Consider the following 26,255-nt stretch of genomic DNA (forward strand, 5'->3'; position numbering starts at 1 on the left):
CCTAAAAAAAATAACTTTTTAGGCTGTTTTTAGTTAGGAAATGATTATTGAAGAAGTTATTTTTTATAATCTCCAGCATTAACCACAGTCCATTCTTTGTAGGGTTTAATATATGTCCTGATTGCTTTATTGACGTCTTCAACAGTTAAGCTTTTCACTTTTTCTTCTAACTGCTTTTGGAAGTCCATACTGCGGTTATAGAAAATGTTGTTGTTGATTAGACTAGCCAATTCGCCATCTTTTGCTCTAGATACATTTTCTTCTTGAATCCAACCGTTTACTGCATTCTTTAATTCGTCCTCGGTTATACCATCTTTTATGAAACGATCTATCTCTTCTTTGAATCCTTGCTGAACCTTTTCGTAATTAGTAGGTGCGTAGATAGCATATAGGTACATGGAAGAATTTTGGTCGTCATTATCTAAATCGACCTGAAAACCTGCTCCTGCTCCATAACTAACTCCATCTTTTTGGCGTAGTCTTTCTGCAATCCTAGAATTTAAGAAACCTCCTCCCAAAATGGTGGAGCCAATACTCAATGCAGCATAATCTTCACTATCCTGACTGATTTTTATATTTAAATTTCCTAGAGTCATAGCATTCTGCTTGTCTGGTGTTAGGATATCTTCGCTTATAGGTTGCGACTCAAAATATGGGTTTTTAAGCCTTGCATAAGGATGATCGCTCTTGAAATTTGAGAATTCTTTTTCCATAAAAGACGTTACTTCTGAAGGTTGTAAATCTCCAATGCTTACCATAATGGACTTGCCTAAACCGTAAAATGATTTGTGAAAGGCTTTAAGATCTTCTATAGTTAACGCTTTTACAGCAGCTTCTTCTTCCTCTATAGTCATAGCATATAGTGGATGTCCTTTAGAATAGCGATTGTTTATTTGTGATAATCGTTTAGAGGCTAGGAATTGAGGCTCGGTTTTATTGCTCTCTAACATAGCGAGATGTTCGGTTTTTAGCTTTTCTAATTCCGCTGCACTAAACGAGGGGTTTTTTAACATGTCGGCCATTAGATCCAAGGAAGCCATAAGGTGTTCTTCCGTAGAATTTATGTATGCATAAATGTTTCCATTACTCGCTCTAAAGCCAACAGAGGACTGTAGTTTGCTAAGTTCATCTGCTATCTGTTGTCTTGTCTTTGTTTGGGTGCCCTTGTCTAGCATTCTTGCTGTGTAGGAAGGTATTATTCCCTTGTTAAATAGAGATTGCTCATCTCCGTTTCTCATACTGAAATTAAGAAGCACCGTTTTCCCTCTATTGTTTTTCTTAATGATGCCGTAGTTAATTCCGTTAGATAATTCACCCGTGTCTAGCCTTTCTGATATAGCATCATAAGAAACATCAAAAGCTTCTCCTTTTCCCATATCTTCCTTGCCCTTATAGTTAGCAACTAAAGCGTCTAAATCTTTCGTATGCTCAATAGTCACTCTTTCTGGCTGTTTGGTAGGGATAAACCTTCCAATAGTCCTATTGGTAGGAATAAGATATTTGGTGGCAGCACTATTCACTTGCTCCAACGTCATTGCTTCTATTCTGTCTCTATGTATAAATGCTAAACGCCAGTCGCCAGCACCAATAAATTCGCTCATATACGTGCCCAGGTAAGAGGAGTTTCTAGAGATTTGGTCTATTCGTTTTAGTAAGTTGGCTTTTGCTCTATCTAATTCCTCTTGTGTTATAGGATTTGTTTTTAAGCCATCCATAGTGTCTTTAAGCTCACTTTCCGCCTGCTCCATATTTTTTGTGGAGGGAACATCTACATTTATGTAAAGGAAGCCAGGCTCCTTTGTAAAAGGAGAAAACGACCATAAAGAAGATGCCTTTTGAGTTTCTATCAAGTTTTTATAAAGTCTTCCTGATGGCTGATCTGTAAGTACATTCTCCACAATAGCCATGGCTGCATAATCTTCATGTGAACCGGCTGGTGTATGATACATCGCTGAAACTACTTGTAGATCACCTATTCTACTTAGGCTTACAATTTTTTCACCGTCTTGGGCAGGTTCTTCGGTATGGGAGTCCCTCAAAGGAGTACTAGGTTTTTGAATCTTCCCGAACTTTTTTTCGATAAGCGCTAAAGTTTTCTCCTCATCAAACTTTCCGGTAACCATAAGAACAGCATTGTCTGGTCTATAATATTTCTTATAGAATGCTTTTAGGTTTTCTATAGGTACTCGCTCAATATCTGATCGGTTCCCAATAGTAGAATTTCCATAGTTGTGCCAAAGGAATGCTGCACTGATTACTTTTTCCATAAGCACTCCAACGGGATTGTTTTCCCCACTTTCAAATTCGTTTCGCACAACGCTAAATTCGCTTTCTAAATCTTCTTTGGCGATATAAGAATTCACCATTCTGTCTGCTTCTAAATCTAATGCCCAATCTAAATTGTCCTCAGTGGCATTAAAGGTTTCAAAGTAATTGGTCCGATCGTACCAAGTAGTGCCATTGGGTCTTGCACCACGTGCACTTAATTCCTTTGGGATATCTGGATGGTTAGGGGTGCCCTTAAAGACCATGTGTTCTAGTAAATGGGCCATTCCTTTTTCTCCGTAACCTTCATGCCTAGAACCTACTAAGTAGGTGATGTTTACCGTAATAGTCTGGGCAGAATTATCTGGGAACAACAATACTTTTAAACCATTGTCCATCTGGAATTCAGTAATGCCTTCTACGGATGCCACCTTTTTCATTTGCCCATACGAGTTGTAAGTGCATATGAGTAGACATACGATAAAAAGGTTAAATATTTTACTTTTCATATTATGTGGTTTTGATTCTAATCAATAATACGATTATTTTCTGTAAGAATACCTGTCAGTATTATTAGATTTTTTATAGTTGTGTTCGGCTTATTGGATAAATAGTAATATTTTTATCGCTTAAATCAAATGTCAACTATATAATGCACAGTTTATCCAAATTGAAGTTTAATATGACTTTATACCGTATTTTTTTCTCCGTTTTCGTGTTGTTTGCCTTAGGATCTTGTAAATCTACTGCTCCTGCAGTTTCAGAATCCAACACTAAGGAATTTGTTGAGGAAACTTATGTAGAGGAAATTCCCGCTACTGATTTATCTTTTGAGATGGTTTTAATACCGGAGGGGAATTTTATGATGGGGAGTCCAGAATCTGAAGCAAATAGGAAAGCTGATGAAGGGCCAAGACGAGAGGTAGCTCTAGATGCTTTTTATATGGGTAAGTACGAGGTTACTTGGGATGTTTTTGAACTTTTTTTCAAGCAAAATCAAGAGTTGTTTAAACAATTAGAAATGAGTAAATTGGAGGCTATAGATGCTATTACAAGACCTAGTCCTCCTTATGAAGACCCTTCTTATGGAATGGGGAAAAATGGATATCCTGCAATTAGTATGTCTGCCTATTCGGCATTGGTATTTTGTAAGTGGCTGAGTTCGGTGACAGGGACATTCTATAGGCTACCTACAGAAGCGGAATGGGAATATGCCGCTAGAGCGGGGACGGATACCGCTTATTCTTTTGGGGATGACGTTTCAAAAATTGACGATTATGCGGTTTACTACAAAAATGCCAATAATCAATATGCTAAGGTAGGAACTAAGTTGCCTAACCCTTGGGGGTTATATGATATGCATGGAAATGTTGCAGAGTGGACCTTAGATGAGTACAAGGAAGACGCCTATGCTACTACAGAACCTAAAAATCCATGGGTGCAGCCTACAGTTATTCACCCTAGGGTTGTAAGAGGTGGTTCTTGGGATGATGATGCCCATGTGCTAAGATCATCGGCAAGAGTAGCATCTAGTTTAAAATTACAAAAAAGAGATCCCCAGATTCCAAAAAGCTTTTGGTGGAATACGGATTCTAACTTTATTGGATTTAGAATTGTAAGTCCAAAAGTACAGCCTAGTAAAGAGGAGCAAGCGCAATTCTGGGCTACCGTTCTAGACGAGTAAAATTAGGAAGGGAAAAATTAAAAGTTAAATCGTTACTATGAAAATTAAATTGTCATTATTAGCCTTAATGTTGGTTACCTTCATGGGCTTTTCTCAAGAAAAATATATTTTATCTGAAGACAGTGAACTCACGATAACTGGTACATCTACACTGCACGATTGGACTGTGAAGGCAGGTTCAATGAATGGAGTATTGACCTACGGGGATGAGCTGGTAGATGTTGAATTTCAGGTTGATGCATCCGAGATAAAAAGTGAACGTGGTGCTGCTATGAATAAAAAAATGCATGGTGCCCTTAAAGCAGAACAACACCCTAAGATTATTTTTAAATTCCAAAATAGTAGCAATACGGATGGTTATGTTATTAATGGTAAACTAACAATTGCTGGGGCAGAAAAAGAGGTTGCACTCTCATCCGAGATTACTAAGCTAGATAACGGATATAGCATAAAGGGAAATTACCCTATAACCTTAAAAGATTATGGGGTGGAACCACCTACTGCCATGTTTGGCCAAATAGTAGTTGGGGATGAGGTAACCGTGAATTACAACCTAGTATTTGTAAAGGAATAAACTTTTTCCAAAAGAGCTTTAAATAAGTTTATTGAAGCAATGCTTAGGTGTGAAGGAGTTTTTAATTCTGAACCTTATAAGTAAGTTGTATTTTGATTGCGAAGTTGGAGTACTTCAAGTTTTTAAGAATTGGGAGTGCCTGTTCTTACCCATTATTTACTGCATTTCACAATATGAAAACAACTAAGTATTTCCTTTTAGTTTGTACACTTCAAATAGCTTTTTTTTGCGGTAATGCTCAGAAAAGGGTATCCTACACCCATCAACAAATGGGCACCCAAATAGGGTTAGTGTTTTATGCTCCAGATAGCTTAAAGGCTGATTCTGTTGCTCAATTGGTTTTTGATAGGATTGATGAACTGAACTTGATTCTTAGTGATTATTTGCCCCAAAGTGAGTTAAATAGGCTTGTAAAAAAGGTAAATGTCAATGTTAAGGTAAGCGAGGATTTATTTAATATTTTAAAACTATCTGAAGCAATTAACATCAAAACCAATGGTGCTTTTGATGTAAGTATGGGGCCTGTAGTTGCACTTTGGAGAGCGGCGAGGAAGAATGGCGTATTGCCCACCGATCAGCAGATAGAAGCAGCTAAGAATAGATCTGGATTTAATAATATAAGGGTGTTACCAAACTCCGAAGTAACCTTATCTACTTCTGGGATGCAATTAGACTTAGGTGGCATTGGGAAAGGATATGCGGCGGATGAAGCTATAGCCTTGTTAAAAGAAATGGGAATTCAGTCTGCCTTAGTAGATATGGGCGGAGATATAACCGTAAGTGATGCTCCGCCAGATAAAGCATATTGGACTTTGGGGTTTAGTTATTACGATTCTAAAGGGAACGAGATTTTTACCAAGATTAAACTGAAGAACCAGGCGGTAGCTACCTCAGGCGATTTATATCAGTATTTTAATATAGATGGAAACCGCTATTCACATATTGTGGATCCACAAACGGGCATTGCAATCACCAATAACATTCAAGTAACTACCATTGCCCCTAATGGTGCTATGGCAGATGCTTATGCCTCTGCACTAAGTGTACTTGGGGTAGAAAAAGGTAAGTTTCTTCTTAACTATACTCCAGGGCTAGAGGCGTTCATGGTAGCAGATATTCCTGATGCCTATCAAAAGTGGAATACTTCTGGTTTTTTAGATTACGTAATAGCAGAATAGACGTACTAGTTGTTTAGCGAGTGGTAACTAGCAGATAACATAGGTTTCAAATGAATTATCCCTTCTAATTTTCAACTACAAAGGCTTGCAAAGTCAACTTCCCCTAGTCAAGGGGAGATGATAGTATCATGTAAAAAGTTATTTTAGTGAAATTAAGGGGTTTCCTTGGTTAAGAATCTATTAAGAAGAGCCTTATCATCAACCTATATTAAAATAAATACCATGTATTTAAAGGAGAGAATTAAAGAATTGGCAAAACAATTTACGTCAGAGTATGTTGGAGTAAGAAGGCATCTTCACCAATATCCAGAGCTTTCTTTTAAGGAATATGATACTTCAGCTTTTATTAGAAAAGAACTCGAAAAAATTGGGATTATAGATATTGTTTCAGTGGCAGGAACAGGGCTAATGGCAACTCTTCATGGCCGGGAAAAAGGAAAAACTATTCTTTTACGGGCAGATATGGATGCCCTTCCCATCCAAGAGGAGAACCAAGTGGACTATGCTTCTAATATTGCCGGTGTAATGCACGCCTGTGGACATGATGTTCATATGAGCTCCTTATTGCTAACCGCCAAAATTCTTTTTCAGCTGAGAAGTGAATTCATAGGTACTGTAAAATTTTTGTTTCAACCAGGAGAAGAGTTAATGCCAGGTGGGGCTACCTTAGTTATGGAGGAGAAAGCCTATAAGGAGTTGGGAATGGTGCCTCATTTAGGGCAACACGTGATGCCTAAACTGCCAGCCGGGAAGGTTGGCTTTAGAGCAGGGCAATTTATGGCTAGCATGGATGAGGTATATCTTACCGTAATTGGGAAAGGGGGGCATGCTGCGGTCCCGGAAGAGTGCGTAGACCCTATTCTTATTGCTTCACATATAATTGTGGCTTCACAACAATTGGTAAGCAGAATGGCATCACCAAAAACACCAAGTGTGCTAACTTTTGGTAAAATCATTGGAGATGGGGCTAACAATGTTGTTCCTGATCGTGTGACCATAGAGGGTACGTTTAGGACCTATGATGAGAACTGGAGGGATCTTGCAATAGAAAAGCTTACTAAATTGGCAAAGGGCCTAGCAGAGGCTATGGGGGGAGAGTGTGAAGTAAATATTCCCAAAGGATACCCACATCTTAATAATGAGGTGTCATTGACCAATTCAATGAAAAATAGTGCTATCACATTCCTAGGAGAAGCTAATGTAGTGGATTTAGATCTGTGGATGGCGGCAGAAGATTTCGCTTATTATTCCCAAAGAAATCCGGCATGCTTTTATCTCCTTGGAGTAGGGAATACGGAAAAGGAAATTACATCTGGTTTGCATACTTCTACCTTTAATATAGATGAAATGGCCTTGGAAACAGGCGGTGGATTAATGTCATGGTTAACTATAGAGGCGCTAGTATGATAAAAAATAGGTCAATAAAAAAAGGTATTGGAAAACCAAATCTCCAATACCTTTTGTGTTATACCTTTAAGTTAGGTTATATTCTTAGAATTGATATCTAATACCAAGGGCGATATCCATATCTAAATCGTCAGAGTATTTGCTGGTAAGTCCTAATTCTGGTCTAAAATCTAAGGATAAAATAAGTGGAATATCAAAATCATATTCAATACCTATATCCCCGGCGATAAGTGCGAAAGTACCATTAGAGTTATCAGCATCATATTGTCCTATACCTGCACCAGCCCCAACAAACCAATGGAAGCCACCATCTATTGGCATTACCCATTGATAGAGACCTACTAATTTAAAAGCGTCTACGTCGTTAGAGTTTCTCCAGCCAAGATCAAACTCCAATCTGTTGTTTTCCTTTAAATATCGCTGATAGGAAATCTCTCCTCCAAATCCGTCATTATCCCCTAACCTTAATCCTAGGGCATTTTCAGAAATAGATTGCGATTGGGCGCTTATTGTCATTAAAAGCGCAACAGTAAGTAAACCAAATAATTTTTTCATTTTAAATGTGTTTATAGTTATGTTTAATAGTAATTATGGATCATAATATTTCTTGTATTATGATCCTAAACTAGGAAGCAAAATTAGTAAAAAGAGTGAGTGCAACAGTATCTTATCCATTAAAATCCTACCTCAAATAAGAATGATTTTATTTGAGATAAAGATATTTTTTATAACGCTATGTCGTCTAGAGTTTTATGGCAATTTTTATAGGTATTTAGCTTATATTTAGTTGAAAGCAAGTTTCTAAAATCCAGTTTTGTTTATGATAGGAAAAAGAATATTCAGAATAGTCCTTATACCAATTTTGTTGTTGTTAGGCTTATTTGTAATCCAAATTACAGTTAAATCTAAACTATCCAAAGCCTTGGTTAATGAGCTGCCTGAGTATATTCAGTTAGACTATGAGAGGTTATCAGTTAATGTATTAATGGGGTCCGTTAGCTTGCATCAAATTAAATTGGAGCTTTATAGTCAAGACACCTTATTAATGCATACTGATGTAAAAGCGGAGACTTTAAACTTAGAAGGGTTTGGGTATCTAGATTTCTTTTTTAGTAATGATATTACTGTTCGTGAGTTAGAACTTGTAAAACCGGAGATTCACTATTTTCCTGCTAAATTAGCTTCTAATAAAAGTGCGACTGATAAGAAGGAGGTAGCTTTAGACCGCAAATTGATTATAGATAACTTCAATATTATCGAAGGGAAATATGTTCAGATGCAGGAGAGTGCAGATGATAAAAAGCTTGAGGTAACTTCTTTTGATTTTTCGTTAAACCACGTGGTTGTTAGTAGGGAGACTTTAAATCAAAAGATTCCGTTTTCATACAAAGAGCCCGTATTTAAAGCTAACCAATTATTTCTTGATCTTGGTCCCTACGAAACCCTTAATACAGCCAATGTAGCGTTTAGTAAACAGAAGCTAATCTTGAAAGACCTATTTATAGGTTCCAAATATAGTAAGGAGAAATTATCTGAAATGTTAACCACAGAACGGGATCATGTAAATCTTAAAATTCCTGAGATACAATTTTCTAGCTTAGATTTCGGATATAATAATGGAAAGTACTTTCTATATATCGACCAAGGAGAACTACAAGAACCAAATTTAGAAATATATCGGGATAAATTGGTTAATGATGATTTAGAGTATAAAAAATTATATAGCCGCATGCTAAGAGAGCTGCCGTTTAATTTGGATGTAGAATACTTAAAAATTAAAAATGGATATATTTCCTACGCTGAGCGAGTGGATAAGATGGTGAAACCAGGAGAAATTGTGTTTACAGCTTTAAATGCAGATCTCAAGCAAATTTCTAATAATAGAAAAAAAGGAGAAGAAACGAAAATTGAGATAACTACCAAGTTTATGGATACAGCACCACTCTCATTAGACTGGAGTTTTGATACGCAAAAGGAAAACGATGCTTTTTTGGTTACTGGAGAGCTGAGAGAGTTTAATTCTGAAAGCATTAATCCCTTTTTAAAAGCGAATCTAAGGGCAGAAGCCAATGGAATGATAAATGAGCTTTTCTTTACTTTCAGTGGAGATGCGGTAAGTGCTACTGGAGATATGAAAATGAAATATGAGAACTTCAACTTTGTAGTATTACAGAAAAATAGGAGGGCAGTGAATAAATTATTAACCACAATTGGTAATTTATTTACTAGCGATGGCTCTCGTTCAGATGCCCATGGATATAGATATGGGAACATATATGCCGAAAGAGATACTAGTAAGTCGTTCTTCAATTATTTATGGCTTAATGTTAAAGCGGGGATGTTAAGTACCCTCACGGGTAATGGGAAGAAAGACTGAATTAAAAACACGTTCTATTGAGTTAATATTATAATTGAAAGCGCCCAAAGATTTTAAGTGATTGCCTTATCTTCTCAACAAAAATTAAAGATGGGAGTAATTGAGAAGGACGAAAGGAAAATAACGCTTTATTATCATTCGGAGACGTCACTTGGTAAGCAGACCTACGCTTATGTGAATACTTCTGAGAAAAAGCTTTTAGCCATTGATATTTCAAAAACAAAGGTTACCGGAACCCAATGGGTAGAGATTGCCGAAAATTTGGGAATTAAAATATGTGATCTTATCAATATGGAGCATCCCGATTTTGTTGCACAATATGGAGATGATAAGGCTAATCTTGATTATGAGGGGTGCTTAAAAATCCTCGATAAAAACCCAATTGTTTTAGCTTACCCTATTGTACTTAATGGGAATACTTGGAGAATGATTAAAGCACCTTCCGAATTTGTAAGTTATTTGGGAGCAGATAGTGCGGCAATAAAAAGAAAAGACCAAAATCCTGAGGTATAAAAACAAAGAAGAGGGCTCCTTTTATTATATCATTTTTCACTTATCCTTCATTTGCCAAATAAGTTTCATTAGGAGGTGATGAAACTTGCATCCGCCTGTTATCGGGCTATAGGTTCTTTATATCGTTAGTTAGACTTATTAATCATGGAATTAGAGTAGTAATTTACTTTTTAGGGTCAATTCAATCTTAATTTACGCTTTAACTTGTGACAATTAACAGAAAAAAACTTCAAAATGGATTCAACACAAACAACCATAGGAATTAAAAAAGAGAATAGAAAAGCGGTAGTAGAGATGCTGCGAAAACTCTTAGCAGATGAATATTTAATGTATACTAAACTGAGAAATGCTCATTGGAATGTTGAGGGAATTGACTTTCATACCAAACATGTATTTTTTGAGGAGGAATACAATAAAATAGAGACTATAGTAGATGAGGTAGCAGAGCGGATTAGGATGCTAGGCTTCTATTCCCCAGGTACCCTTGGCGAATTCTTAGATTTAACGCATTTAAAAGATGAGTGTCCAAAGAAAAATGATAGTGCTACCCTTATGGCGGCACTTTTAGAAGACCATACAACCATCATTAAATTTATAAGAAAAAGCATTGGTGATAATGCAGAAGCTCATAATGATGAAGGTACAGCAGATTTTATTACAGGAATCTTACAGGTACACGAACAAATGTCTTGGATGTTAAGAGCTTCCTTGAAATAGGCTCTTAATTCCTTTGTCATAAAAAAATCCACTAAATTATGTTTAGTGGGTTTTTTTATGAACTAAGTGCTATTCTCATGCTCCGAATTTGATGGGAGAAATGGTTTTATTACTCTTGGTCTTAAGGTAGTATTTAATACATTGCTATATCTATCTAGAAAAGAACACAAAAAAATCCGGACTATAAAATCCGGATTTTTTGTATCAACACGTTTAATATTATTAAGCTGTTATAGCTAATGACTTTTGGTGGTCCTGATAATGTTTTGGACTACAGTTATAACGTTCCTTAAATATTTTAGAGAAGTAACTTCTACTAGTTAATCCAACGCTATAGACAATTTCAGAAATATTTAAATCGGTGGTTTTAATCATGTGTTCCGCGGTTTCCACACGTACATTTCTTATATAATCTGTAACGGTTCTATTGTGCAGTAATTTAAAACCTTCTTGAAGCTTAGCTGGAGATAAACCAGATTTAGAACTTAAGTATTTTAAGTTATATTGAATTTCCGGATAGTTTTTAATAAACGCTGAAAGCTCTCGTATATCATCCATCTCCTCTTTTGATAGGGACCCAAAATTATGCTTTGCGTTTGTACGATCTTCTTTGTGTTGTTGAATCTCCATTGCTAGCATTAAATGGACTGTTCCTTGAATCAGTAAATGACGCACTATGCCTTTCTGAGAAATGGCAGCTAACTGCTCCATCTGTTCAGCAATCTTTAAATTGTAGGAACCAGTATAGGCGAAAGTAGTTGCTCCATTTTGAGGTTTAAAAGTTTTTAATAGCTTATCTCTTAATTGGTCAATATTTTCGTCTGAGGATGCTTCTTGGTTAGTAGCGACCATAATATTTGATATTCTCACCTGCTCGTCCTTTTTAAAATAGAGGACGGTATCTTTGCTAGGGTCGCTAGAGAAAATACCTGTCTGGAATTGATTTAAAATATATTTCTCAGTTTCATTTCCAAAGCTATGAGTTAAACTCCCTTTTGCACAATACATAAAGTGAATAGGGTTTTTAATAGGAGCATGACTAGTTATTAGGGTATTTTCCTTAAAAGTTACATCATATTCCATAAAACAGATACGGCTTTTAAAGCAAACACCTGTAATTACACCACTCACCACATCGTTGTCTAGAACTAAATTATATTCTTGAGGACGAACTTTTAATGTTCCACCCAAATTTTGTTCTAATTGATTAAAAATATCCTCTACGTTACTTGTGTTGATATAAACTGTTCTCATGGTCTTGTGTATTTAAAGGTTATTAAACATTAATTCTCTTATCGCTTTTATGCTGTATCAAGACAGCTGGTAATAAGAAGAGTGTATTTACATACCTATTGTTGAAAATAAATAGGTTGATTGTCCAAACAACAAGCACTCAACTGTTGTTATTATTATTATTGTTGTTGTTTGTGACATTTCTAGGCTATTTATTTGTAAAAGCTTGGTGTATCTGTAATAAAAATTAGACCTAATCGGATTCTATAGTTTGATTGGTCATACCTAGGATAAAATTATCCGATATGCTGTTGTCCTTAATTCTTGAGTTTGTCTCCCAACTTTTGCCGACTCTAGTTTTACCAACCCTAGAATTTAAGGAGGTGATTTCTTTGGTTTTTTTCATAATCAGAATCTTTTATTATCTGATACCAAAGTTCTACAAAAGGAAAGGCATATGCGTTACAGAATTATTCTATAGTGTTATATAATTACGTTAAAAGGTTCGCTTTTTTCCTTTAAGTGAATGAAAATATGGGGATTGGGGAGATTTAATGGAGAGAAGGGCTAAGAATTAGAAGTAATTGTAGCGTACAAATAGGGGAGGTAAGATTGGGAATAGAGAGAGATCTAGAAGCTGATAACTGGGTTAATAATCGTCAATGCTATTTATAATCGCAAGAGAAAATTGTCTCTATTTAGGGAAGAGGTGTGGTACTGCCAATTAAGCTGTAAAGCTTTTTCAATGGCTTTTTTTAGACCACTAAAGCTATTTGGCTTGTTGATGTAAATATTTGCCCCGTTCACAAAAGTTTCCTCAATATCCTCTTCAGACGATGAGGTTGAGTATATAGCAACAAGAAGGTCATTTAATCTTTCGTGACTTCTTATTTCATTTAAACATTGCATTCCATTCTTAAGTGGCATATTTAAATCTAAGAAAACAATTTCGGGTAGGATTACCTTAGGAAGGGTTAGATAATCCATTAATTCCTGTCCATTATTAAATAAGGACAGTTTCGTTTTTATCTCAATCTCTTCGATGGCTTCTTTAAACAAGAGCCTATCATCTGGATCGTCATCTGCTAGTGCAATATTTAGAGTGTTAAAGGGCATAGTTTAATAAATTTACTGAATTGAAGCCCTTTCCTTCCTTTTTTGGATTATTTTTTGAAAGGTGGATGGGGTAAGGCCGGTTGTTTTTTTGAATTGAGCTGATAAATGCGCTACACTACTGTAATTAAGTTTATGCGCTATTTCTGTTAATGTATAATCAGAATCGATAATTAAACTCTTAACACAATCTATTTTTTTTAGGATAATAAAGTTTTCTATAGATGAATACGTTGTTTCCGAAAATAGAGATGATAAATAGGTGTAAGAATAGGCTAACTTTTCTGAAAGATAAGTAGAGAAGTTATACTTTTTTGGGTTTTCATCATCCTGTACCCATTCGGTTATTGCATCCTTTATACGTTGTACAAGGGCAACTTGTTGGTCGTCCATAACTTCTATGCCATAGCGATCTAGAGTGCGCTCCAATTTTAGCATTTCTGCCTGGGTAGGGGGACGTTCAAACTCTACTTCTCCAGCTCCATGAAGCACATATTTAATACCCAAAGTATCTAATTGCTCCCCTAAAACTGTTTTACAGGTTTTATTAAAATCGAATTTTACGTAGACTCTCATAAAGGGCAGAAAATTGTGCTTAAGATAAGAAAATTACAAATATAGCATCTATTCTTATAAGGTAAGTGTTTTTTATTTAAGGGTAACCACTAATAATGACTTTAAACGTTTTAGTACGTTTTAACTTTTTGGTAAACCTTAAAAATGAAGAAAAAATAAAAAAGAAAAATAAGTCTATAGCGTACCATCGCTATAAAGGAGAAAGTTAAATCTAGATTGTTGAAGAACGCGCTGAGTAACGACTATCTTTTGTAATTTTCTTTTGGAACTTTTTGGAAGAAATCTGCCATTTTAGAACTTTCTGCTGGATTGTAATTAACTAATATTGTTCCCTTGCTCTGGTCTTGGGTATCCACAACATACAGGATGGACATGTCTGAGGGATTACTCATGCCTTCAAATCGATGTTCTGCTATAATTTGAACTTGCTGTGGAGTATAGCTTTTCTTGGTATCCATGTCCATTAATTGGTTGTTTTCTATAGAATAAATACTAGTGTATCCTTCTTTTTTATACCGGTTTATTATTACACTTTCGTTTTTCATGATCAACTAATTATTTATTTTTTTTGGTCTTACCTTGTATTATATAAAAACTGTAGAATCGTCTAATTCCTTATATATCCTTTTCTATAGATATTAAGGGTAATTAAAAATAAACGGGCAAAATCCATATAGAAAAGTGCCCGTTGTAATGTATCGTTATCCTGAGATTCTATAGACCATCTGTTGCATCGTCTATCTCATCACCAACTTCTTCTACACCTTCTTCAATTCCATCTCCTACATCTTCTATGCCTTCCTCAATTTTTTCTCCGGCAGTTTTGTCCTCACGACATCCTGTAAAAGTTGATAGAGATGCTGTAAAAAATAGTGCAAATAGAAAGTAAACTATTGTCTTTTTCATGTTGTTTTATTTAAAGTTTAATAATAAATATTTACTAAATTTCTTGTCCAATTTTATTCTTTGGGCGTAAAGTTCACACTTAAATCTTCTTTCTTCCGGTAAATAAAGATATAACAAAAAGAATTAAAAAGATAAAGAAAAGAACTTTAGCGATACTTGCTGCTCCTTCAGCTATACCTCCAAATCCAAAAATTGCGGCTATAATTGCCAATATTATGAATGTAACTGTCCAACGTAACATAGTGCTTGGTTTTTAAATGGTTATACATCTGGGATGATTCTCACACCCTTCACTACAAAATTCGCTAGAATTTAACATTTCTATTAATCACATCGCTTTAATAATTAACTCAAATAGAAGTAGATAACTGATGTTTTATTAAAATCTAAGCAATATGTTGGCTATTGAACTATAAGTTCTGAACTCCTAGAAAGAACAATTTTACTAGGTGCATCGTCATATAAAACTTTAGATAACATAGAGGAGTAGGATATATTATTATTGTAAAACTCTTTTGAAATTGGGTGTCCTATCAGTTTAAAATCTGCTTTAGATTTTAATAGATTTTTTATTTCGATATCCGTTAAATCTTCATTTAACCAATCATTATGCACTGCTTTAGAAAGCATTAAAGGTAGGGTTCCATTTATATTTGATAGCTTTCTTAGCGGATAATCGGAAGTGGAAGTAAGGATTGTGCAAGTTGAGAAACCGTCTTCAGTTTTATTGTAAATTCCTAGTAGGCAAAACGGAACGTCTAATTCGTTATGGAAATAATAGGGATATAGTTCCCCGTTAATAAGGTAAGAAGTATAGAAGCCTGTAACGGGTATAAGACATCTTCTCTTTTTAAATGCGGTATTGCACCAAGAAAGTTGACTTAAAGATTCAATGGGAATATTTAAAGAGTTATAAACTTCTTGGAAGGAATGCCAATTGTTTTTGTAGTTTTCTGGAAGAATACCCCAAATGGCAGGCACTAATAGTTGATTTTCTTCTGAGGTAATTATAAGGATAGTAGCTTCCTCTGCCCCATTTATCAAAATTTGTTTTCTATAGAGATTTGGATATTTAAGGGACTTATTGAATATTGTTTTTAAAGTAGTGCTGCTTGCGGTATTTGATAACTTGTAAATCATATAGGTTTAGGTGAGATATGTGTAGCACTTGTTTCTATGCGAAGCCTGTACCTGTAAGGGTACATAGTTTTAGGGTTTTAGGTGAAAAAGGGTGCATTGCACCCCTATGATTTTTACTTTCACTTATTGTTCTGAAGTTACCTAAGATCTTCCAAACGCCTAACCCTATTTAAATCGGCTTGTATCTGGTTCATTTGTTTGGTTAGGAGAGTGGAGGTGCTTGGAGGTAGAGAAGTTTCAGATAAGACATCATTATACTCGTCTACTGCTGACTTCTCACCTCTTATGGCTTCTTCCAACATGGCTTCTGGACTATCCGATGAAAAGAAAGCTTTTACATCCATCCAAGCCCTATGTGCCGTACCTGCCATGCTTCCTTCACTCTCAGCTTTTTGACCAAAACTAAAGATTTCACTTTTAAGGTTTTTGGCAAAACTGTTTCTTTCTTTGCTTTTTCTTTCAAAAAATGCTTTCAAGAGCATATGATCTGCGTTCTCTGCAGCTTTTTTATACCCTTTTTCTGCATCATAGGTTTTTTCTAATAGGCTGTTTAGTTTTTTACCTACTTTTTCTGTGTATGTAGTCATAATTAGCTATATTTTAATTTTCGATGGTGTATAAAGATGCCCATCGTTTAACATCAGTGGTGCTAAGTTAAAATACTAGTATATAATGTTTTAACGCTATAAAATTAATTTTTGACCCATTGCCCTCTCCTAATTTCCTAGGATGGTAATTATCAAATTTGTTTTCACTACTTTTAATCCTAGGATAGGCTTTGGCAATATGAAAGGAGGTTTGAATTATTTTATAGGGTTGGGGTTTGTCCTATTCATTTTTGTAATTCACATGTTACCCGTATCGGATAGTATGTTGAATGAGAATAATACCAAGCTGTCTCAAGTATTTTTAAAATCCCAAATAAGATACCACCAAGAATTTGCTCCATTTGCACGAAGGCCACTTACCTCAATGCTCATTGAAGGGACCTCGGGAGTTTTCGGAATATCCTTAGGGGAAGCTTTTGTGCTAGTAAACTTTACTTTGCTCTATGTCTGTAGTTTGTTGGTATATAAAATTTCATTGAATCTTGGTGGAAGTTCTAGACAAGGACTGTTTAATTTGGCGTTCTTCTTTCTAACATTCTCTATTTTGTTTTCTTTCTTTCCGCCAATATTTACTTATGATGAGCCCTTACAATATTGCCTGCTTTTGCTATCCCTATTGGCTCTTTTAAATAATAAACGCGGCTATTTTGCAGTGTTCTTTTTTTTTGCCTTGGTAGCTAGAGAAAGTAGTGTTTTCCTTTTTCCGGGTATGGTATTAATAGGATTGGGTTTAGATACCGTGAAATTATGGGCTTTTAAAGATGTTCGAAAATGGGTGTTATTATTCTTACCATTGCTCCTTTACGGAGTTTATTTAATAATGTTTTTTCGATTAGCGGGAATATGGGGGGAAACTACCGATCTTGAATCCAATAGGTTTCAAAGTATTTATGAAAACTTCGGAACTCAAGCTAATGTCGTAGAAACTGTCTTTTCTTTTATCCTAGTTCTAGGGCCAGTGCTCTATTTGTTGTTTGTGAGCAAAAAATCCAAGACTTTTACCAATATACAGAAGCGGTATATTACAGCATTTTTTATAGGAGTAATTATAAATACTCCCGTAATAATGTTGGCCACGTTGGCAAGGGAAGCGCGATTATACGCCTTGCCACTAATTTTTTTATGGCCTTTAGCAGGACAAATGTTTAGTAGGGAAATATGGCTGATGTGTAGGCCACAAAACTATTTGAAGTGTTTTAGTAGTTTGCGGAATAAGCTGTATCTTCTAATAACTTTACTCCTTAATTATTACATTTCCTTTAGATTGTATGTGCCAAGTTTTCCTTCACAGGATAATTTTTTTAACGAGTACCTATTTATAATGTTACTTGTAATCTCCGTGCATTATATAATGCACAGCCACCGAAATAGTCAATACACAAAGGAATGATATTGTAGATACAAGCTACGATTCTTTAATTGGATTCCTAAAGTCTTTAGGGAAATCCAAGGTTCTAATGGGGAATGGAATGTTGATGTTATGTTCGTCAAATGCTTTTTTAATAACAATCATTGCCTCTGTTTTTGCTTTTAGTACTTGCAGGGCAGAGGTAGAATCTATCCAAAACCGAGTTTCAAAATTTATGGAACTATCTCCAAATTCGGTATATAAAAATATCACTTCCTCTTCCGAATTTATGGATTCGAAGGATTCGGCAATTGTTTTTTTAACCAAGTTGCGTACAAATTCTAAGTCCGAGGAATAACCTACGCCACAAGTGAAAATAACTCGTGATTGTGCGGTGGAGGAAAAATTCTTTATCGGATTTTCTAAGACTATTTTATTAGGGAGATAAACTAAGTTGTTGTCTGTTTGTCTTATGGTTACTGCTCGCAAATCTATACTAATAACCTCTCCTGCATAACCGTTACTTTCTACCCAGTCTCCATATTTTATCTGTTTAATATAAGAAAGCACTATCCCAGAATAGGTGTTGGTTAAAGCGCCTTGTAGAGCAAGACCAACGGCCAAACCGGCAACTCCAGCTCCTGCTAATATGGTATTAAAGGTTTTACTAAGATCTAGGATGCCTAAAATTAAAAATATGGCCCCAAAGATTACCAAGATGGAAACTATCTTGGCAATAACACTCTTCATAGATCTTTGCATGCTGCTTTTCTCCAGCAGCTTTAAGGTGAGTTTTGAAACGTATTTAGAGATAAAAATAGCCACAACAAAAACAAGCAATGCTATTATGAAGTTGGGCAGGTTAATGATTAAGCTATCTAGCCAAGAAGCTAACCTTTTAATCATTTCCTCCCATGCTTTTTCTAGTCTAAGTATCATAATTTCAGGATAATGTGATTTATCTTGTTCTCTTGAATAGTATCTTCAGAGGTTGAATTAGAATTATTTAAAATCTATTCTGAAGAGTTTAGAGGAGTAATATACAATAAAAATGGCTCCGAAAATGAAGAGTATCGGAACCATTTTTCAACAACCAACCAAATTTTTAGTGAATTATTTTATTGCTAAACCCAATTGACTGCCTATAAATAAGGTGGCAAACCTTCAGTCATTTTGGTTATATGGAAAATAAGTTATCCCCATAATTTAGTAACGTTTAAATCCATTATATTTATTTAATGATGATATTACCTTTCTTATTTCAAAATTACATCAATGTTTTTTTTGAAATAGACGCTATTCCAAAAATTTTTGTCCCTTATGGATAATTTGGTTGATGTTATGAGCGAATTTCGGAAAGTGCCATTATTCAATTGATTGTACTAGGTTTTTAATTAAATAGGCTATCCTTGGCTTATATAATCCCTATCTTTAAAATTACTAATTGATAGCAAAATATGTTTAGATCTATTGTAAAATTCACTAAAGGTATCTATGGAAGAGTAATACAAAGTATTGCGTTTTACCCCGTTATAATCACCCTGGGATTCTTGCTCTTTGCCTTTGCCATGTTGGAGTTAGAAAATTTGGATTTGGCCAAAACCTTAAAAGAAAATCTGCCTTATCTTTTTATATCTGATTATGATACTGCACGAGATATATTAACTACCTTGGTAGGGGGCGTGCTATCTTTAACAGTATTTAGTTTTTCTATGGTTATGGTAGTGCTGAGTCAGGCTTCTTCAAACTTTTCCCCTCGTCTTTTGCCGAGTTTAATTTCTAATAAAAACCATCAATTTATTTTAGGGGTTTACATAGGAACCTTATTGTATTGTATTATCCTTTTAGTTGTTTTGGGGGCAAGAGGAATTGATTCTGCCTCTCTAGGTTTTTCTACTATGTTGGCAGCTATGTGGGGAGTTGTATGTGTTGCATTGTTTGTGTATTTTATTCACAATATATCTACTTCCATACAAATCCAGAATATAATTGAAAGCATTTATAATTTAAGTAATAGGCAAATAGATAGAGAGATTGAGCGTGCTAAGGATTCTCAAGTGGAACTACAGATGGTGAAAACTGATGATTTTACAACTATATCTGCTCCTAAGACCGGATATTTTAGAGGTTTTGACGTCTCCTTACTGCCAAATTCATTTATCGAAAGGGGGAATCAAATAGAAGTTATTCCTTATTTGGGAGCTCATATTTGGGAGGGAACACCCATGTTGCGACTCAAAAATAAAGTGGAAGAGGACGATTTAAATTCAGTTCTTTTTTGTTGTCAGCTATCTAGGAATAGAAATGACCATAACGACGGGGTAGGAGGAATGGTTAAGCTAATGGAAATTGCAGTAAAAGCTATGTCCCCAGGAATAAACGATCCAGGTACTGCCATTGACGCTATTACTAAATTAATTCCCTTGTTACAAAGGGTTATGAGACTCCCTAAAATTACATCAGTATCGTTACATGAAGGTAAAATAATCCTTATGAAAAATAATATTACAGCGAGTCAATTGATGCAAACCCTAATACAGCCAATTCGATTATACGCAAAAAAAGATAATACGGTCGTTGCTACTCTTATTGGGGCATTGAGTTTTTTGGAAAGGGATACACAGATTTCTAGGGAGAATAGAGAAGGAATTAGACAGGAAATTCAGGCATTGAAAAAGGATGTTGAGGATAATATTAATAATGATTTGGATAGGGAGCGAATCCTAAAACTATTTCAAAATCATAATAATACTTAAGCAACGATTAAAATTTATATATAACTATAAAAGAAATAAAGAATATGGAAAATATACATTCAATAAACCCTTATAACAATCAAGTGTTGGAAAAGTATAAGCCATTTTCCGACGCGGATATAAAATTGGTGTTGAATAAGACCGAGGCAGCTTTCTTAGAATGGAAAAAAGAAAGTTTAGAAAACAGAGTAGAGCTGCTGCATAATTTGGCAGATCTATTAATAAAAAATAAAGAACGTTATAGTGTTTTAATGGCTAGGGAGATGGGGAAACCTGTGAGTCAGGCCGTAGCGGAAGTTGAGAAATGTGCTTGGGCATGTGAATTTTATGCTGAGAATGCTGTAGATTTTCTATCGGATGATCTTATTGAAACCGAAGCAGGGGAGAGCTTTATAAGTTACGATCCTATAGGGAGTGTTTTGGCAATAATGCCCTGGAATTTTCCTTTTTGGCAAGTTATTAGATGTGCTGCTCCAACTCTTACAGCGGGAAATACTCTTATATTGAAACACGCCAGCAACGTTCCTGGTTGTGCAATGGCTTTGGAGGAATTATTTCTTTCCGCAGGATATCCGGAAGGATGTTTTCAGGTGATTTTGGCAGATCATAAACAGTTAGAAGTGGTGATGGAGAGCGATATTGTACAGGGAGTAAGTCTTACTGGAAGTGAAAAGGCAGGACGTGCCATAGCTTCTTTAGCAGGGAAAAACCTAAAAAAATCGGTCATGGAGCTCGGGGGGAATAATGCTTGCGTGGTTTGGGAAGATGCCGATCTAGATAAGCATTTGGATACAATGGTTAGCGCTAGAATGCAAAATAACGGTCAAAGTTGTATTGCTGCGAAACGATTTATAGTAGTGGAAGAAATCTATGAGGAATTCCTATCTAAATTTAGAGATAAAGTCAAAGCTTTAAAATCAGGAGATCCTTTGGATAGTAACGTAGATATTGGTGTGTTGGCCCGTGAAGATTTGGGAGATGACCTAGCTAAGCAGGTAGACAAGTCAATTGATATGGGAGCGAAAGTAGATTTGGGCAATTCCCGAGACGGCGCCTATTATGAGCCTACAATACTTACAGGAGTTAAACCTGGAATGCCTGCATTTGACGAAGAGCTTTTTGGACCGGTGGCAGCAGTAATTAAGGCAAAAGATAGAGCGGACGCCTTGGCGTTGGCAACAAAATCTAGATTTGGATTAGGGACTATGTTATTTACGGAAGATATAGATACGGCCCTTAAGGCGATAGGAGAAATTCCAGATGGGGCTTTTTTTGTAAACGAGATGGTAAAATCTGATCCAAGATTGCCTTTTGGCGGTACTAAAGCTTCTGGATATGGACGTGAACTCTCCTTGGAAGGGATATTAGAATTTGTAAATAAAAAAACAGTCTATATTGGGAAATAGACTTTTGTTTTAATTTTCTATAAAAAGAGGGGGATTCTATAAAAAGTAATGCCTTAAGTGCAGTAATCATTGCATTTAAGGCTTTTATAACTTTACGGTTTAAAAATTACTGCTGTCCTCCCCATACTCCTTTATAAACAAATTCTGATTGTGGAATTCGTTTTCTAGTGGCAACTTCCTGTTTCTGAAGGTCATTTGGCAGAGCATCTAAATCTCCTCCATAGTATCCCATAGCAACCGCTGTTGTTACGTGATAGCCCTCGGGGACATTAAATATTTCATGAGCCTTTTTCCAATCTACACCTGCCATATGATGTAAGGCAATACCCATATATTGTGCTTGTACCGTCATGCTACCCATGCAAAGACCAAGATCATGCAGCGCATGGAAATTCTCTTTGTCTTCCTCTGTTTTTTCCTTGTAGGCGGTCAACATTAATAAGGGGGCATTGGAAGCCCATTTTTTATTAAAGTCGCTTAAACAATCTAAGATTTTATCATAGGTGTCTGTATCTTTTTCGGCGTATAAAAATCGCCAAGGCTGAATATTATTTGAACTAGCAGACCATCTGGCCGCTTCAAAAAGTTGATTTAATTGTTGTTCTGAAATCTTTTCGTCCTTGAATATTCTAGGACTGTACCGTTGCTTTAGTAAAGCAAATATTTCGTGATCAACATCAGCTATATTTTCTAATTGTATTTGTTCGGTGGAGGTCATGTTTTTGTATGATTTAAGTGAAAATATTAATAATAATTAACAATGGAAAGGGGGATAGATACAATGTAAAAATCCCATTTTTCCAATATGGAATATCGCAGGTAATTGTTCTATAGGATGCTTGTAGTAGGTGCAGGGAGGTAGGCTTTAGCTATTTTGCCTTGTGATAGGTAACCTATCGTTAATATTTGATTTTGCATCGGTTATAGAACGTTACCGCATAGTCCTTTTTGCAATACTAAAGAATAATGTCATATTTTATTGCCCTTTTTACTTTAGATGTTGATGCAATTGCAATACCGGAAGGTTAAGGACGACTATGACCTGGAATTTGCCTTTTTAGCAATACTACTTGGTTTAATACCCTGTCCATAGCGTTGCGCATAGATATAGGTAAACTGAGCACCAAAAAACAAAATTAAGCAAGAGTAGGAAACCCATAACAATATTAATACTATAGTGCCGGCTGCACCGTAGGTAGAGCCTGGCTCTGCTTCAGCAAAGTAGAGTCCTAATAACGTTTTTCCAATTACAAAAAGGACACTAGTTAGGATAGCGCCTTTCCATACAGTTTTCCATCTAATATAGGCGTCTGGCAGGTATTTAAACATTAATGCAAACAATACTGATATTACGCCTATGGATATAGTCATATCCAATATGTAAGCGATATATATTACCAAGTCTGGGAACATCTGTTTAATATAACCGTTTAACACACTTATTGCTGCCGTGAGAATAAAACTAATTAACAACAAAAAGCCTATAACTAATATAAAGGCAAAGCTGCGAGCCCTATCGGTAATCAACTTCCATATTTTGGCATCTGGATCTGGTTCTACCTTCCAAATTTGGTTAAGAGATATCTTTAGTTGATAAAATACTCCGGTAGCACCAAAGAGTAAGGTTCCAATTCCAATGAGAGTAGAAATAAGATTTTTATTTTTATTTTGAGTTTCGGATATTATAGATTCAATGGAAGATGCTGCTTCACTGCCCAAAGCAACGGAAAACTCCTCTGTAAGTTGCCCTTGTACTATTTCTACACCCCAAATGCTTCCTACCACGTTGATGATAATCACCAATAATGCAGGAAGAGATAATACGGCATAATAGGCTATAACAGCACTTAGACGCCATGGATCATTGGCCATCCAAGCATTATAAGTATCCTTTATTAAGGAAGGAATATCTTTTAGTTTAAACCTTCTACGTTCTTCTTTCATAAAACGGTGAAATAGATAAGTGTACTATATTTTAGTGTTTTAATAAAAAGATGGCTTTAGCATCCATACCCATTGTACTTATTGGTCGGTTTGTCTAATTAATAAAATTTTTACTAATCGGCATTTTGTAATTTAAGGCAAGATATAAAAATTAAAAAGGCTCTAAGTTTAAACTTAAAGCCTTTTTATTCTATTAGTTTATATTAAGTTACAACTAATAAACTAATTTACTTTCCCATTCTAGTCCGCTAATATCAATTAATCTTAGGGTGTATTCTTCCCCTTTAAATATGTCGATATCATCTAGCTCCAAAGTAAGATCGGCCTTGGCTCCTAATGGAATTATAAGACTGTGCTTTCCAGGTTTTATCTTAGCCACATAATAGTTGTGGATATCTTCTGTTGGAAAAACGGCAAGATCAGATCCCTTCTTGTTTATAAGGATGTTGCCATCCTGATCTAATAGTTGAATGCCGATTAAAAAGGATCCGTAAACATCAGCGCCTTCCACTCGGAATACTTCAAACTGTAAGTAATCGTCATTGAGAATTGTATTGCTAATTTCTAACTTAGGTTTCACCGATTTGTTGTGAAGGGTTCCAAAGATACCTCCGTGAAAATACTGATTGGTAAATAAGGTTAACGCTAATATGGCCAATGATCCAGTTAATACAACAGGTTTAATGTTTTTTATAGGCAAGGTTCCAGAACCTAACCAAGAAAACCATTTTGTACGAGTGAACTTTGCATTCTTGTCAATAAAGTATTGGTCTAAAGAATAAGCGCCACTTCCGGTAAGAAATAAGGTGAAGCCGGTAGCAATACCTAAGACTCCTATTTGCCATTCGTCTAAACAGGTAGTACCAATCCAACCAGCTCCCAATAAGATTCCCATGGCCAGTTTAAAAACACCAATACTCATTAATCGGGTGAAAAGCCCTAGCATTATAAAAAGTCCTACCAAGCCTTCAATAATTGTAAAGGTTACCATGGCCCACCAAAGGGTGTCGGGATTACTTACCAAATATTCTATCATGGGACCAATGCCTAGGGCATTAGGTAAGAAGTGGTTGAATTTTTCTCCTATATATCCTGCCTCTTCAGGGTTTAACTTATTGTCTATTACTAATCTACGCCAAAATGCGGAAAAATAAGTCCAGCCTACTACCAGACGAATTGCTAATGTAAAGAGACCAGCCATACTTTGTGACTGATCATTTTTATTCTGATTCATTTGAAAAATATATATAAACGATTGTACTTAAAATTGAATAGCGAAAGAAGAGATTAGGCTATATCAAATTTAAGACGCTTATATAATATGTACATAGGCGGGCTATTGCCCGTAGTTCTTTTTGCGTATTGTTTGAGGGCTACCTTTTTACATCCAGATATAATAATAGGGGTAGTAAATGAGGTATCTGGAACTTTAAGGGCTCCTAGCTGTATATTATTATCTGTATATGAGAGTGCAAATGCTTGAGGCTCACAATCTGTGCTGGCAATTTGTAGTAACCTGGTTTTATTTATAGGGCGTTCAAAGACGATATCAAAAGAACTGAAAACAGTTTCCTTTATAGAGCAAGGGGTTAATGCTACCGCAATAACCAGCACAAATAGTACTCGTTTTAAGTTTTTGATATGTAGATGTGTCCCTTTCATAAATGTGACCTACAAAGGTACATAAATCTTCATATGATAACGCCTAGATAAGTAGCGTTGGTATGTTATTTAGGCTAAAGATTTGTTAAAGAAATAGCGGTTGTTAACTATGCATTAGGAGATTCTAAATTAATAGTTGTTTGTCTCGTGATATATCCCAACAAGTAGGTTTGTACATTTAAATTGTAACTTTCTAGTTTGCTAACAAATTGTCCTTGGCTTAATCTAACAAGATTCCTTTTGTCATTTATAATAAGTCATAACTTTCTTATATTCTTCAGGGAAATACCAACAAAGCAGTCGTCCATACAACCATTTTCAACATACCCACAGGTAGAGATAAGACCTTCGTTTTCAGCTTCAAAGAAGGTTTTAGCATTATTCCTGTCAATTAACCATTCCCTTTTGGCCTTCTCATATATTTCATCTAGTGTTAAAGCTTGGGCTGCGATTGTATTGGTTCTACTATTTATTTCACTTTCGTTCTCTGTCCACTCCAATTCTTCCTCTGGAATTTCAGTTGTTAGATCCACAGTAGACGTAAACTTAAAATGTCTTTGTATGATGGTACCTTCTGCAACTTGGATGGTTGTTTCCCATCTCAATCCTGTCCATGAAGCGCCTGGAACTACAAACTCATACGAATTGTTGGATGTCTCTTTAAAATCTAACCACGCATTCACGCTTTTTTCAAAATCGTTTTGGTGGTTAATATCATCCTTATCACAAGAAGTTATGATACTTCCTAGAAATACGAATACAAGGCAATAAATAAAGGTTTTCATTATATGGTATAGGTTTAAGGATTATTAGATATTACAGAAGATGTTGGTAGCGTGAAAAGGTTG

Annotated in this window: 27 protein-coding genes; 10 read left to right on the forward strand and 17 right to left on the reverse strand. The window is 35.5% G+C overall.

The window, feature by feature from the left end; genetic code table 11:
* Window positions 1-56: 56 nt before the first annotated feature.
* On the reverse strand, window positions 57-2,774 hold the full coding sequence (locus H344_RS0108080) for a M16 family metallopeptidase (RefSeq protein ID WP_026809864.1): 2,718 nt from the start codon (window positions 2,772-2,774) through the stop codon (window positions 57-59).
* A gap of 173 nt (window positions 2,775-2,947) precedes the next feature.
* Here H344_RS0108080 and H344_RS0108085 point away from each other — a divergent pair, with 173 nt between their 5' ends.
* The 4 genes from H344_RS0108085 (at window position 2,948) to H344_RS0108100 (ending at window position 7,108) form a co-directional block, all read left to right on the forward strand.
* Window positions 2,948-3,949, forward strand: a complete 1,002-nt coding sequence (locus H344_RS0108085; RefSeq protein ID WP_026809865.1) for a formylglycine-generating enzyme family protein — start codon at window positions 2,948-2,950, stop codon at window positions 3,947-3,949.
* Between the two features lie 37 nt (window positions 3,950-3,986).
* Window positions 3,987-4,523, forward strand: a complete 537-nt coding sequence (locus H344_RS0108090) for a YceI family protein (RefSeq protein ID WP_026809866.1) — start codon at window positions 3,987-3,989, stop codon at window positions 4,521-4,523.
* Window positions 4,524-4,696: 173 nt separating this feature from the next.
* Window positions 4,697-5,701 carry an FAD:protein FMN transferase gene (locus H344_RS19870; protein ID WP_051254199.1) on the forward strand — a complete coding sequence of 335 codons (1,005 nt, stop codon included), beginning with the start codon at window positions 4,697-4,699 and terminating at the stop codon, window positions 5,699-5,701.
* A 222-nt stretch (window positions 5,702-5,923) separates the two neighbouring features.
* Window positions 5,924-7,108 carry a M20 metallopeptidase family protein gene (locus H344_RS0108100; RefSeq protein ID WP_026809867.1) on the forward strand — a complete coding sequence of 395 codons (1,185 nt, stop codon included), beginning with the start codon at window positions 5,924-5,926 and terminating at the stop codon, window positions 7,106-7,108.
* Window positions 7,109-7,192: 84 nt separating this feature from the next.
* Here H344_RS0108100 and H344_RS0108105 read toward each other — a convergent pair whose 3' ends face one another.
* Window positions 7,193-7,663 carry a hypothetical protein gene (locus H344_RS0108105; protein WP_026809868.1) on the reverse strand — a complete coding sequence of 157 codons (471 nt, stop codon included), beginning with the start codon at window positions 7,661-7,663 and terminating at the stop codon, window positions 7,193-7,195.
* 265 nt (window positions 7,664-7,928) lie between these two features.
* On the opposite strand from H344_RS0108105, the gene H344_RS0108110 reads away from it, so the two are divergent.
* From H344_RS0108110 to H344_RS0108120, 3 genes are all read left to right on the forward strand, one after another.
* A complete protein-coding gene (locus tag H344_RS0108110) occupies window positions 7,929-9,485 on the forward strand; it encodes a hypothetical protein (RefSeq protein WP_026809869.1) in 1,557 nt (518 codons plus the stop codon).
* Between the two features lie 90 nt (window positions 9,486-9,575).
* Complete coding sequence (locus tag H344_RS0108115; protein WP_026809870.1) at window positions 9,576-9,998, forward strand: arsenate reductase family protein; 423 nt, start codon at window positions 9,576-9,578, stop codon at window positions 9,996-9,998.
* Window positions 9,999-10,232: 234 nt separating this feature from the next.
* Window positions 10,233-10,715 (forward strand): Dps family protein, encoded by a 483-nt coding sequence (locus tag H344_RS0108120; protein ID WP_026809871.1) that lies wholly within the window; start codon window positions 10,233-10,235, stop codon window positions 10,713-10,715.
* 222 nt (window positions 10,716-10,937) lie between these two features.
* Here the strand turns inward: H344_RS0108120 and H344_RS0108125 are convergent, their stop codons facing one another.
* The 9 genes from H344_RS0108125 to H344_RS0108170 all read right to left on the reverse strand — a co-directional run bounded on the left by H344_RS0108125 (window position 10,938) and on the right by H344_RS0108170 (window position 16,270).
* On the reverse strand, window positions 10,938-11,969 hold the full coding sequence (locus H344_RS0108125; protein WP_026809872.1) for a helix-turn-helix domain-containing protein: 1,032 nt from the start codon (window positions 11,967-11,969) through the stop codon (window positions 10,938-10,940).
* A 232-nt stretch (window positions 11,970-12,201) separates the two neighbouring features.
* Entirely contained in the window at window positions 12,202-12,354 is a 153-nt protein-coding gene (locus tag H344_RS21655) for a hypothetical protein (protein WP_157378186.1), read from the reverse strand.
* A 263-nt stretch (window positions 12,355-12,617) separates the two neighbouring features.
* Entirely contained in the window at window positions 12,618-13,064 is a 447-nt protein-coding gene (locus H344_RS0108135) for a response regulator (protein WP_026809873.1), read from the reverse strand.
* A 12-nt stretch (window positions 13,065-13,076) separates the two neighbouring features.
* Window positions 13,077-13,637 (reverse strand): helix-turn-helix domain-containing protein, encoded by a 561-nt coding sequence (locus tag H344_RS0108140; RefSeq protein WP_026809874.1) that lies wholly within the window; start codon window positions 13,635-13,637, stop codon window positions 13,077-13,079.
* Between the two features lie 242 nt (window positions 13,638-13,879).
* Window positions 13,880-14,182: a hypothetical protein gene (locus H344_RS0108150; RefSeq protein WP_026809875.1), complete on the reverse strand. Its 303-nt coding sequence runs from the start codon at window positions 14,180-14,182 to the stop codon at window positions 13,880-13,882.
* A 169-nt stretch (window positions 14,183-14,351) separates the two neighbouring features.
* Window positions 14,352-14,543 (reverse strand): hypothetical protein, encoded by a 192-nt coding sequence (locus H344_RS0108155; protein WP_026809876.1) that lies wholly within the window; start codon window positions 14,541-14,543, stop codon window positions 14,352-14,354.
* Window positions 14,544-14,622: 79 nt separating this feature from the next.
* A complete protein-coding gene (locus H344_RS21365; RefSeq protein WP_026809877.1) occupies window positions 14,623-14,784 on the reverse strand; it encodes a DUF1328 domain-containing protein in 162 nt (53 codons plus the stop codon).
* Between the two features lie 161 nt (window positions 14,785-14,945).
* Window positions 14,946-15,683: an SOS response-associated peptidase family protein gene (locus tag H344_RS0108165; protein WP_026809878.1), complete on the reverse strand. Its 738-nt coding sequence runs from the start codon at window positions 15,681-15,683 to the stop codon at window positions 14,946-14,948.
* A 137-nt stretch (window positions 15,684-15,820) separates the two neighbouring features.
* Window positions 15,821-16,270 carry a ferritin-like domain-containing protein gene (locus H344_RS0108170; RefSeq protein ID WP_026809879.1) on the reverse strand — a complete coding sequence of 150 codons (450 nt, stop codon included), beginning with the start codon at window positions 16,268-16,270 and terminating at the stop codon, window positions 15,821-15,823.
* 142 nt (window positions 16,271-16,412) lie between these two features.
* On the opposite strand from H344_RS0108170, the gene H344_RS0108175 reads away from it, so the two are divergent.
* The gene (locus H344_RS0108175) at window positions 16,413-17,681 is read left to right on the forward strand and encodes a hypothetical protein (RefSeq protein ID WP_026809880.1); all 1,269 of its coding nucleotides are present in this window, start codon (window positions 16,413-16,415) and stop codon (window positions 17,679-17,681) included.
* Between the two features lie 15 nt (window positions 17,682-17,696).
* Here H344_RS0108175 and H344_RS19875 read toward each other — a convergent pair whose 3' ends face one another.
* The gene (locus H344_RS19875; RefSeq protein WP_034256331.1) at window positions 17,697-18,578 is read right to left on the reverse strand and encodes a mechanosensitive ion channel family protein; all 882 of its coding nucleotides are present in this window, start codon (window positions 18,576-18,578) and stop codon (window positions 17,697-17,699) included.
* A gap of 518 nt (window positions 18,579-19,096) precedes the next feature.
* Here H344_RS19875 and H344_RS0108185 point away from each other — a divergent pair.
* Both H344_RS0108185 and H344_RS0108190 read left to right on the forward strand, forming a co-directional pair.
* The gene (locus H344_RS0108185) at window positions 19,097-20,395 is read left to right on the forward strand and encodes a DUF2254 domain-containing protein (RefSeq protein ID WP_026809881.1); all 1,299 of its coding nucleotides are present in this window, start codon (window positions 19,097-19,099) and stop codon (window positions 20,393-20,395) included.
* Window positions 20,396-20,439: 44 nt separating this feature from the next.
* The gene (locus tag H344_RS0108190; RefSeq protein WP_026809882.1) at window positions 20,440-21,801 is read left to right on the forward strand and encodes an NAD-dependent succinate-semialdehyde dehydrogenase; all 1,362 of its coding nucleotides are present in this window, start codon (window positions 20,440-20,442) and stop codon (window positions 21,799-21,801) included.
* Window positions 21,802-21,907: 106 nt separating this feature from the next.
* Here H344_RS0108190 and H344_RS0108195 read toward each other — a convergent pair whose 3' ends face one another.
* From H344_RS0108195 to H344_RS0108215, 5 genes are all read right to left on the reverse strand, one after another.
* On the reverse strand, window positions 21,908-22,519 hold the full coding sequence (locus tag H344_RS0108195; RefSeq protein WP_034256332.1) for a nitroreductase family protein: 612 nt from the start codon (window positions 22,517-22,519) through the stop codon (window positions 21,908-21,910).
* Between the two features lie 317 nt (window positions 22,520-22,836).
* Complete coding sequence (locus H344_RS0108200; RefSeq protein WP_026809884.1) at window positions 22,837-23,745, reverse strand: YihY/virulence factor BrkB family protein; 909 nt, start codon at window positions 23,743-23,745, stop codon at window positions 22,837-22,839.
* A 214-nt stretch (window positions 23,746-23,959) separates the two neighbouring features.
* The gene (locus tag H344_RS0108205) at window positions 23,960-24,979 is read right to left on the reverse strand and encodes a TQO small subunit DoxD (protein WP_026809885.1); all 1,020 of its coding nucleotides are present in this window, start codon (window positions 24,977-24,979) and stop codon (window positions 23,960-23,962) included.
* A 53-nt stretch (window positions 24,980-25,032) separates the two neighbouring features.
* A complete protein-coding gene (locus H344_RS0108210) occupies window positions 25,033-25,407 on the reverse strand; it encodes a hypothetical protein (protein WP_026809886.1) in 375 nt (124 codons plus the stop codon).
* Between the two features lie 257 nt (window positions 25,408-25,664).
* Entirely contained in the window at window positions 25,665-26,192 is a 528-nt protein-coding gene (locus tag H344_RS0108215; RefSeq protein WP_026809887.1) for a hypothetical protein, read from the reverse strand.
* Window positions 26,193-26,255 lie beyond the last annotated feature (63 nt).

It is taken from the genome of Arenibacter latericius DSM 15913 (assembly GCF_000424985.1).
GTDB lineage: Bacteria > Bacteroidota > Bacteroidia > Flavobacteriales > Flavobacteriaceae > Arenibacter > Arenibacter latericius.

Coding starts and splice junctions, on each gene's coding strand:
- H344_RS0108080 (WP_026809864.1), bottom strand. CDS start 2,774: ATGAAAAGTAAAATATTTAACCTTTTTATCGTATGTCTACTCATATGC.
- H344_RS0108085 (WP_026809865.1), top strand. CDS start 2,948: ATGACTTTATACCGTATTTTTTTCTCCGTTTTCGTGTTGTTTGCCTTA.
- H344_RS0108090 (WP_026809866.1), top strand. CDS start 3,987: ATGAAAATTAAATTGTCATTATTAGCCTTAATGTTGGTTACCTTCATG.
- H344_RS19870 (WP_051254199.1), top strand. CDS start 4,697: ATGAAAACAACTAAGTATTTCCTTTTAGTTTGTACACTTCAAATAGCT.
- H344_RS0108100 (WP_026809867.1), top strand. CDS start 5,924: ATGTATTTAAAGGAGAGAATTAAAGAATTGGCAAAACAATTTACGTCA.
- H344_RS0108105 (WP_026809868.1), bottom strand. CDS start 7,663: ATGAAAAAATTATTTGGTTTACTTACTGTTGCGCTTTTAATGACAATA.
- H344_RS0108110 (WP_026809869.1), top strand. CDS start 7,929: ATGATAGGAAAAAGAATATTCAGAATAGTCCTTATACCAATTTTGTTG.
- H344_RS0108115 (WP_026809870.1), top strand. CDS start 9,576: ATGGGAGTAATTGAGAAGGACGAAAGGAAAATAACGCTTTATTATCAT.
- H344_RS0108120 (WP_026809871.1), top strand. CDS start 10,233: ATGGATTCAACACAAACAACCATAGGAATTAAAAAAGAGAATAGAAAA.
- H344_RS0108125 (WP_026809872.1), bottom strand. CDS start 11,969: ATGAGAACAGTTTATATCAACACAAGTAACGTAGAGGATATTTTTAAT.
- H344_RS21655 (WP_157378186.1), bottom strand. CDS start 12,354: ATGAAAAAAACCAAAGAAATCACCTCCTTAAATTCTAGGGTTGGTAAA.
- H344_RS0108135 (WP_026809873.1), bottom strand. CDS start 13,064: ATGCCCTTTAACACTCTAAATATTGCACTAGCAGATGACGATCCAGAT.
- H344_RS0108140 (WP_026809874.1), bottom strand. CDS start 13,637: ATGAGAGTCTACGTAAAATTCGATTTTAATAAAACCTGTAAAACAGTT.
- H344_RS0108150 (WP_026809875.1), bottom strand. CDS start 14,182: ATGAAAAACGAAAGTGTAATAATAAACCGGTATAAAAAAGAAGGATAC.
- H344_RS0108155 (WP_026809876.1), bottom strand. CDS start 14,543: ATGAAAAAGACAATAGTTTACTTTCTATTTGCACTATTTTTTACAGCA.
- H344_RS21365 (WP_026809877.1), bottom strand. CDS start 14,784: ATGTTACGTTGGACAGTTACATTCATAATATTGGCAATTATAGCCGCA.
- H344_RS0108165 (WP_026809878.1), bottom strand. CDS start 15,683: ATGATTTACAAGTTATCAAATACCGCAAGCAGCACTACTTTAAAAACA.
- H344_RS0108170 (WP_026809879.1), bottom strand. CDS start 16,270: ATGACTACATACACAGAAAAAGTAGGTAAAAAACTAAACAGCCTATTA.
- H344_RS0108175 (WP_026809880.1), top strand. CDS start 16,413: ATGGTAATTATCAAATTTGTTTTCACTACTTTTAATCCTAGGATAGGC.
- H344_RS19875 (WP_034256331.1), bottom strand. CDS start 18,578: ATGATACTTAGACTAGAAAAAGCATGGGAGGAAATGATTAAAAGGTTA.
- H344_RS0108185 (WP_026809881.1), top strand. CDS start 19,097: ATGTTTAGATCTATTGTAAAATTCACTAAAGGTATCTATGGAAGAGTA.
- H344_RS0108190 (WP_026809882.1), top strand. CDS start 20,440: ATGGAAAATATACATTCAATAAACCCTTATAACAATCAAGTGTTGGAA.
- H344_RS0108195 (WP_034256332.1), bottom strand. CDS start 22,519: ATGACCTCCACCGAACAAATACAATTAGAAAATATAGCTGATGTTGAT.
- H344_RS0108200 (WP_026809884.1), bottom strand. CDS start 23,745: ATGAAAGAAGAACGTAGAAGGTTTAAACTAAAAGATATTCCTTCCTTA.
- H344_RS0108205 (WP_026809885.1), bottom strand. CDS start 24,979: ATGAATCAGAATAAAAATGATCAGTCACAAAGTATGGCTGGTCTCTTT.
- H344_RS0108210 (WP_026809886.1), bottom strand. CDS start 25,407: ATGAAAGGGACACATCTACATATCAAAAACTTAAAACGAGTACTATTT.
- H344_RS0108215 (WP_026809887.1), bottom strand. CDS start 26,192: ATGAAAACCTTTATTTATTGCCTTGTATTCGTATTTCTAGGAAGTATC.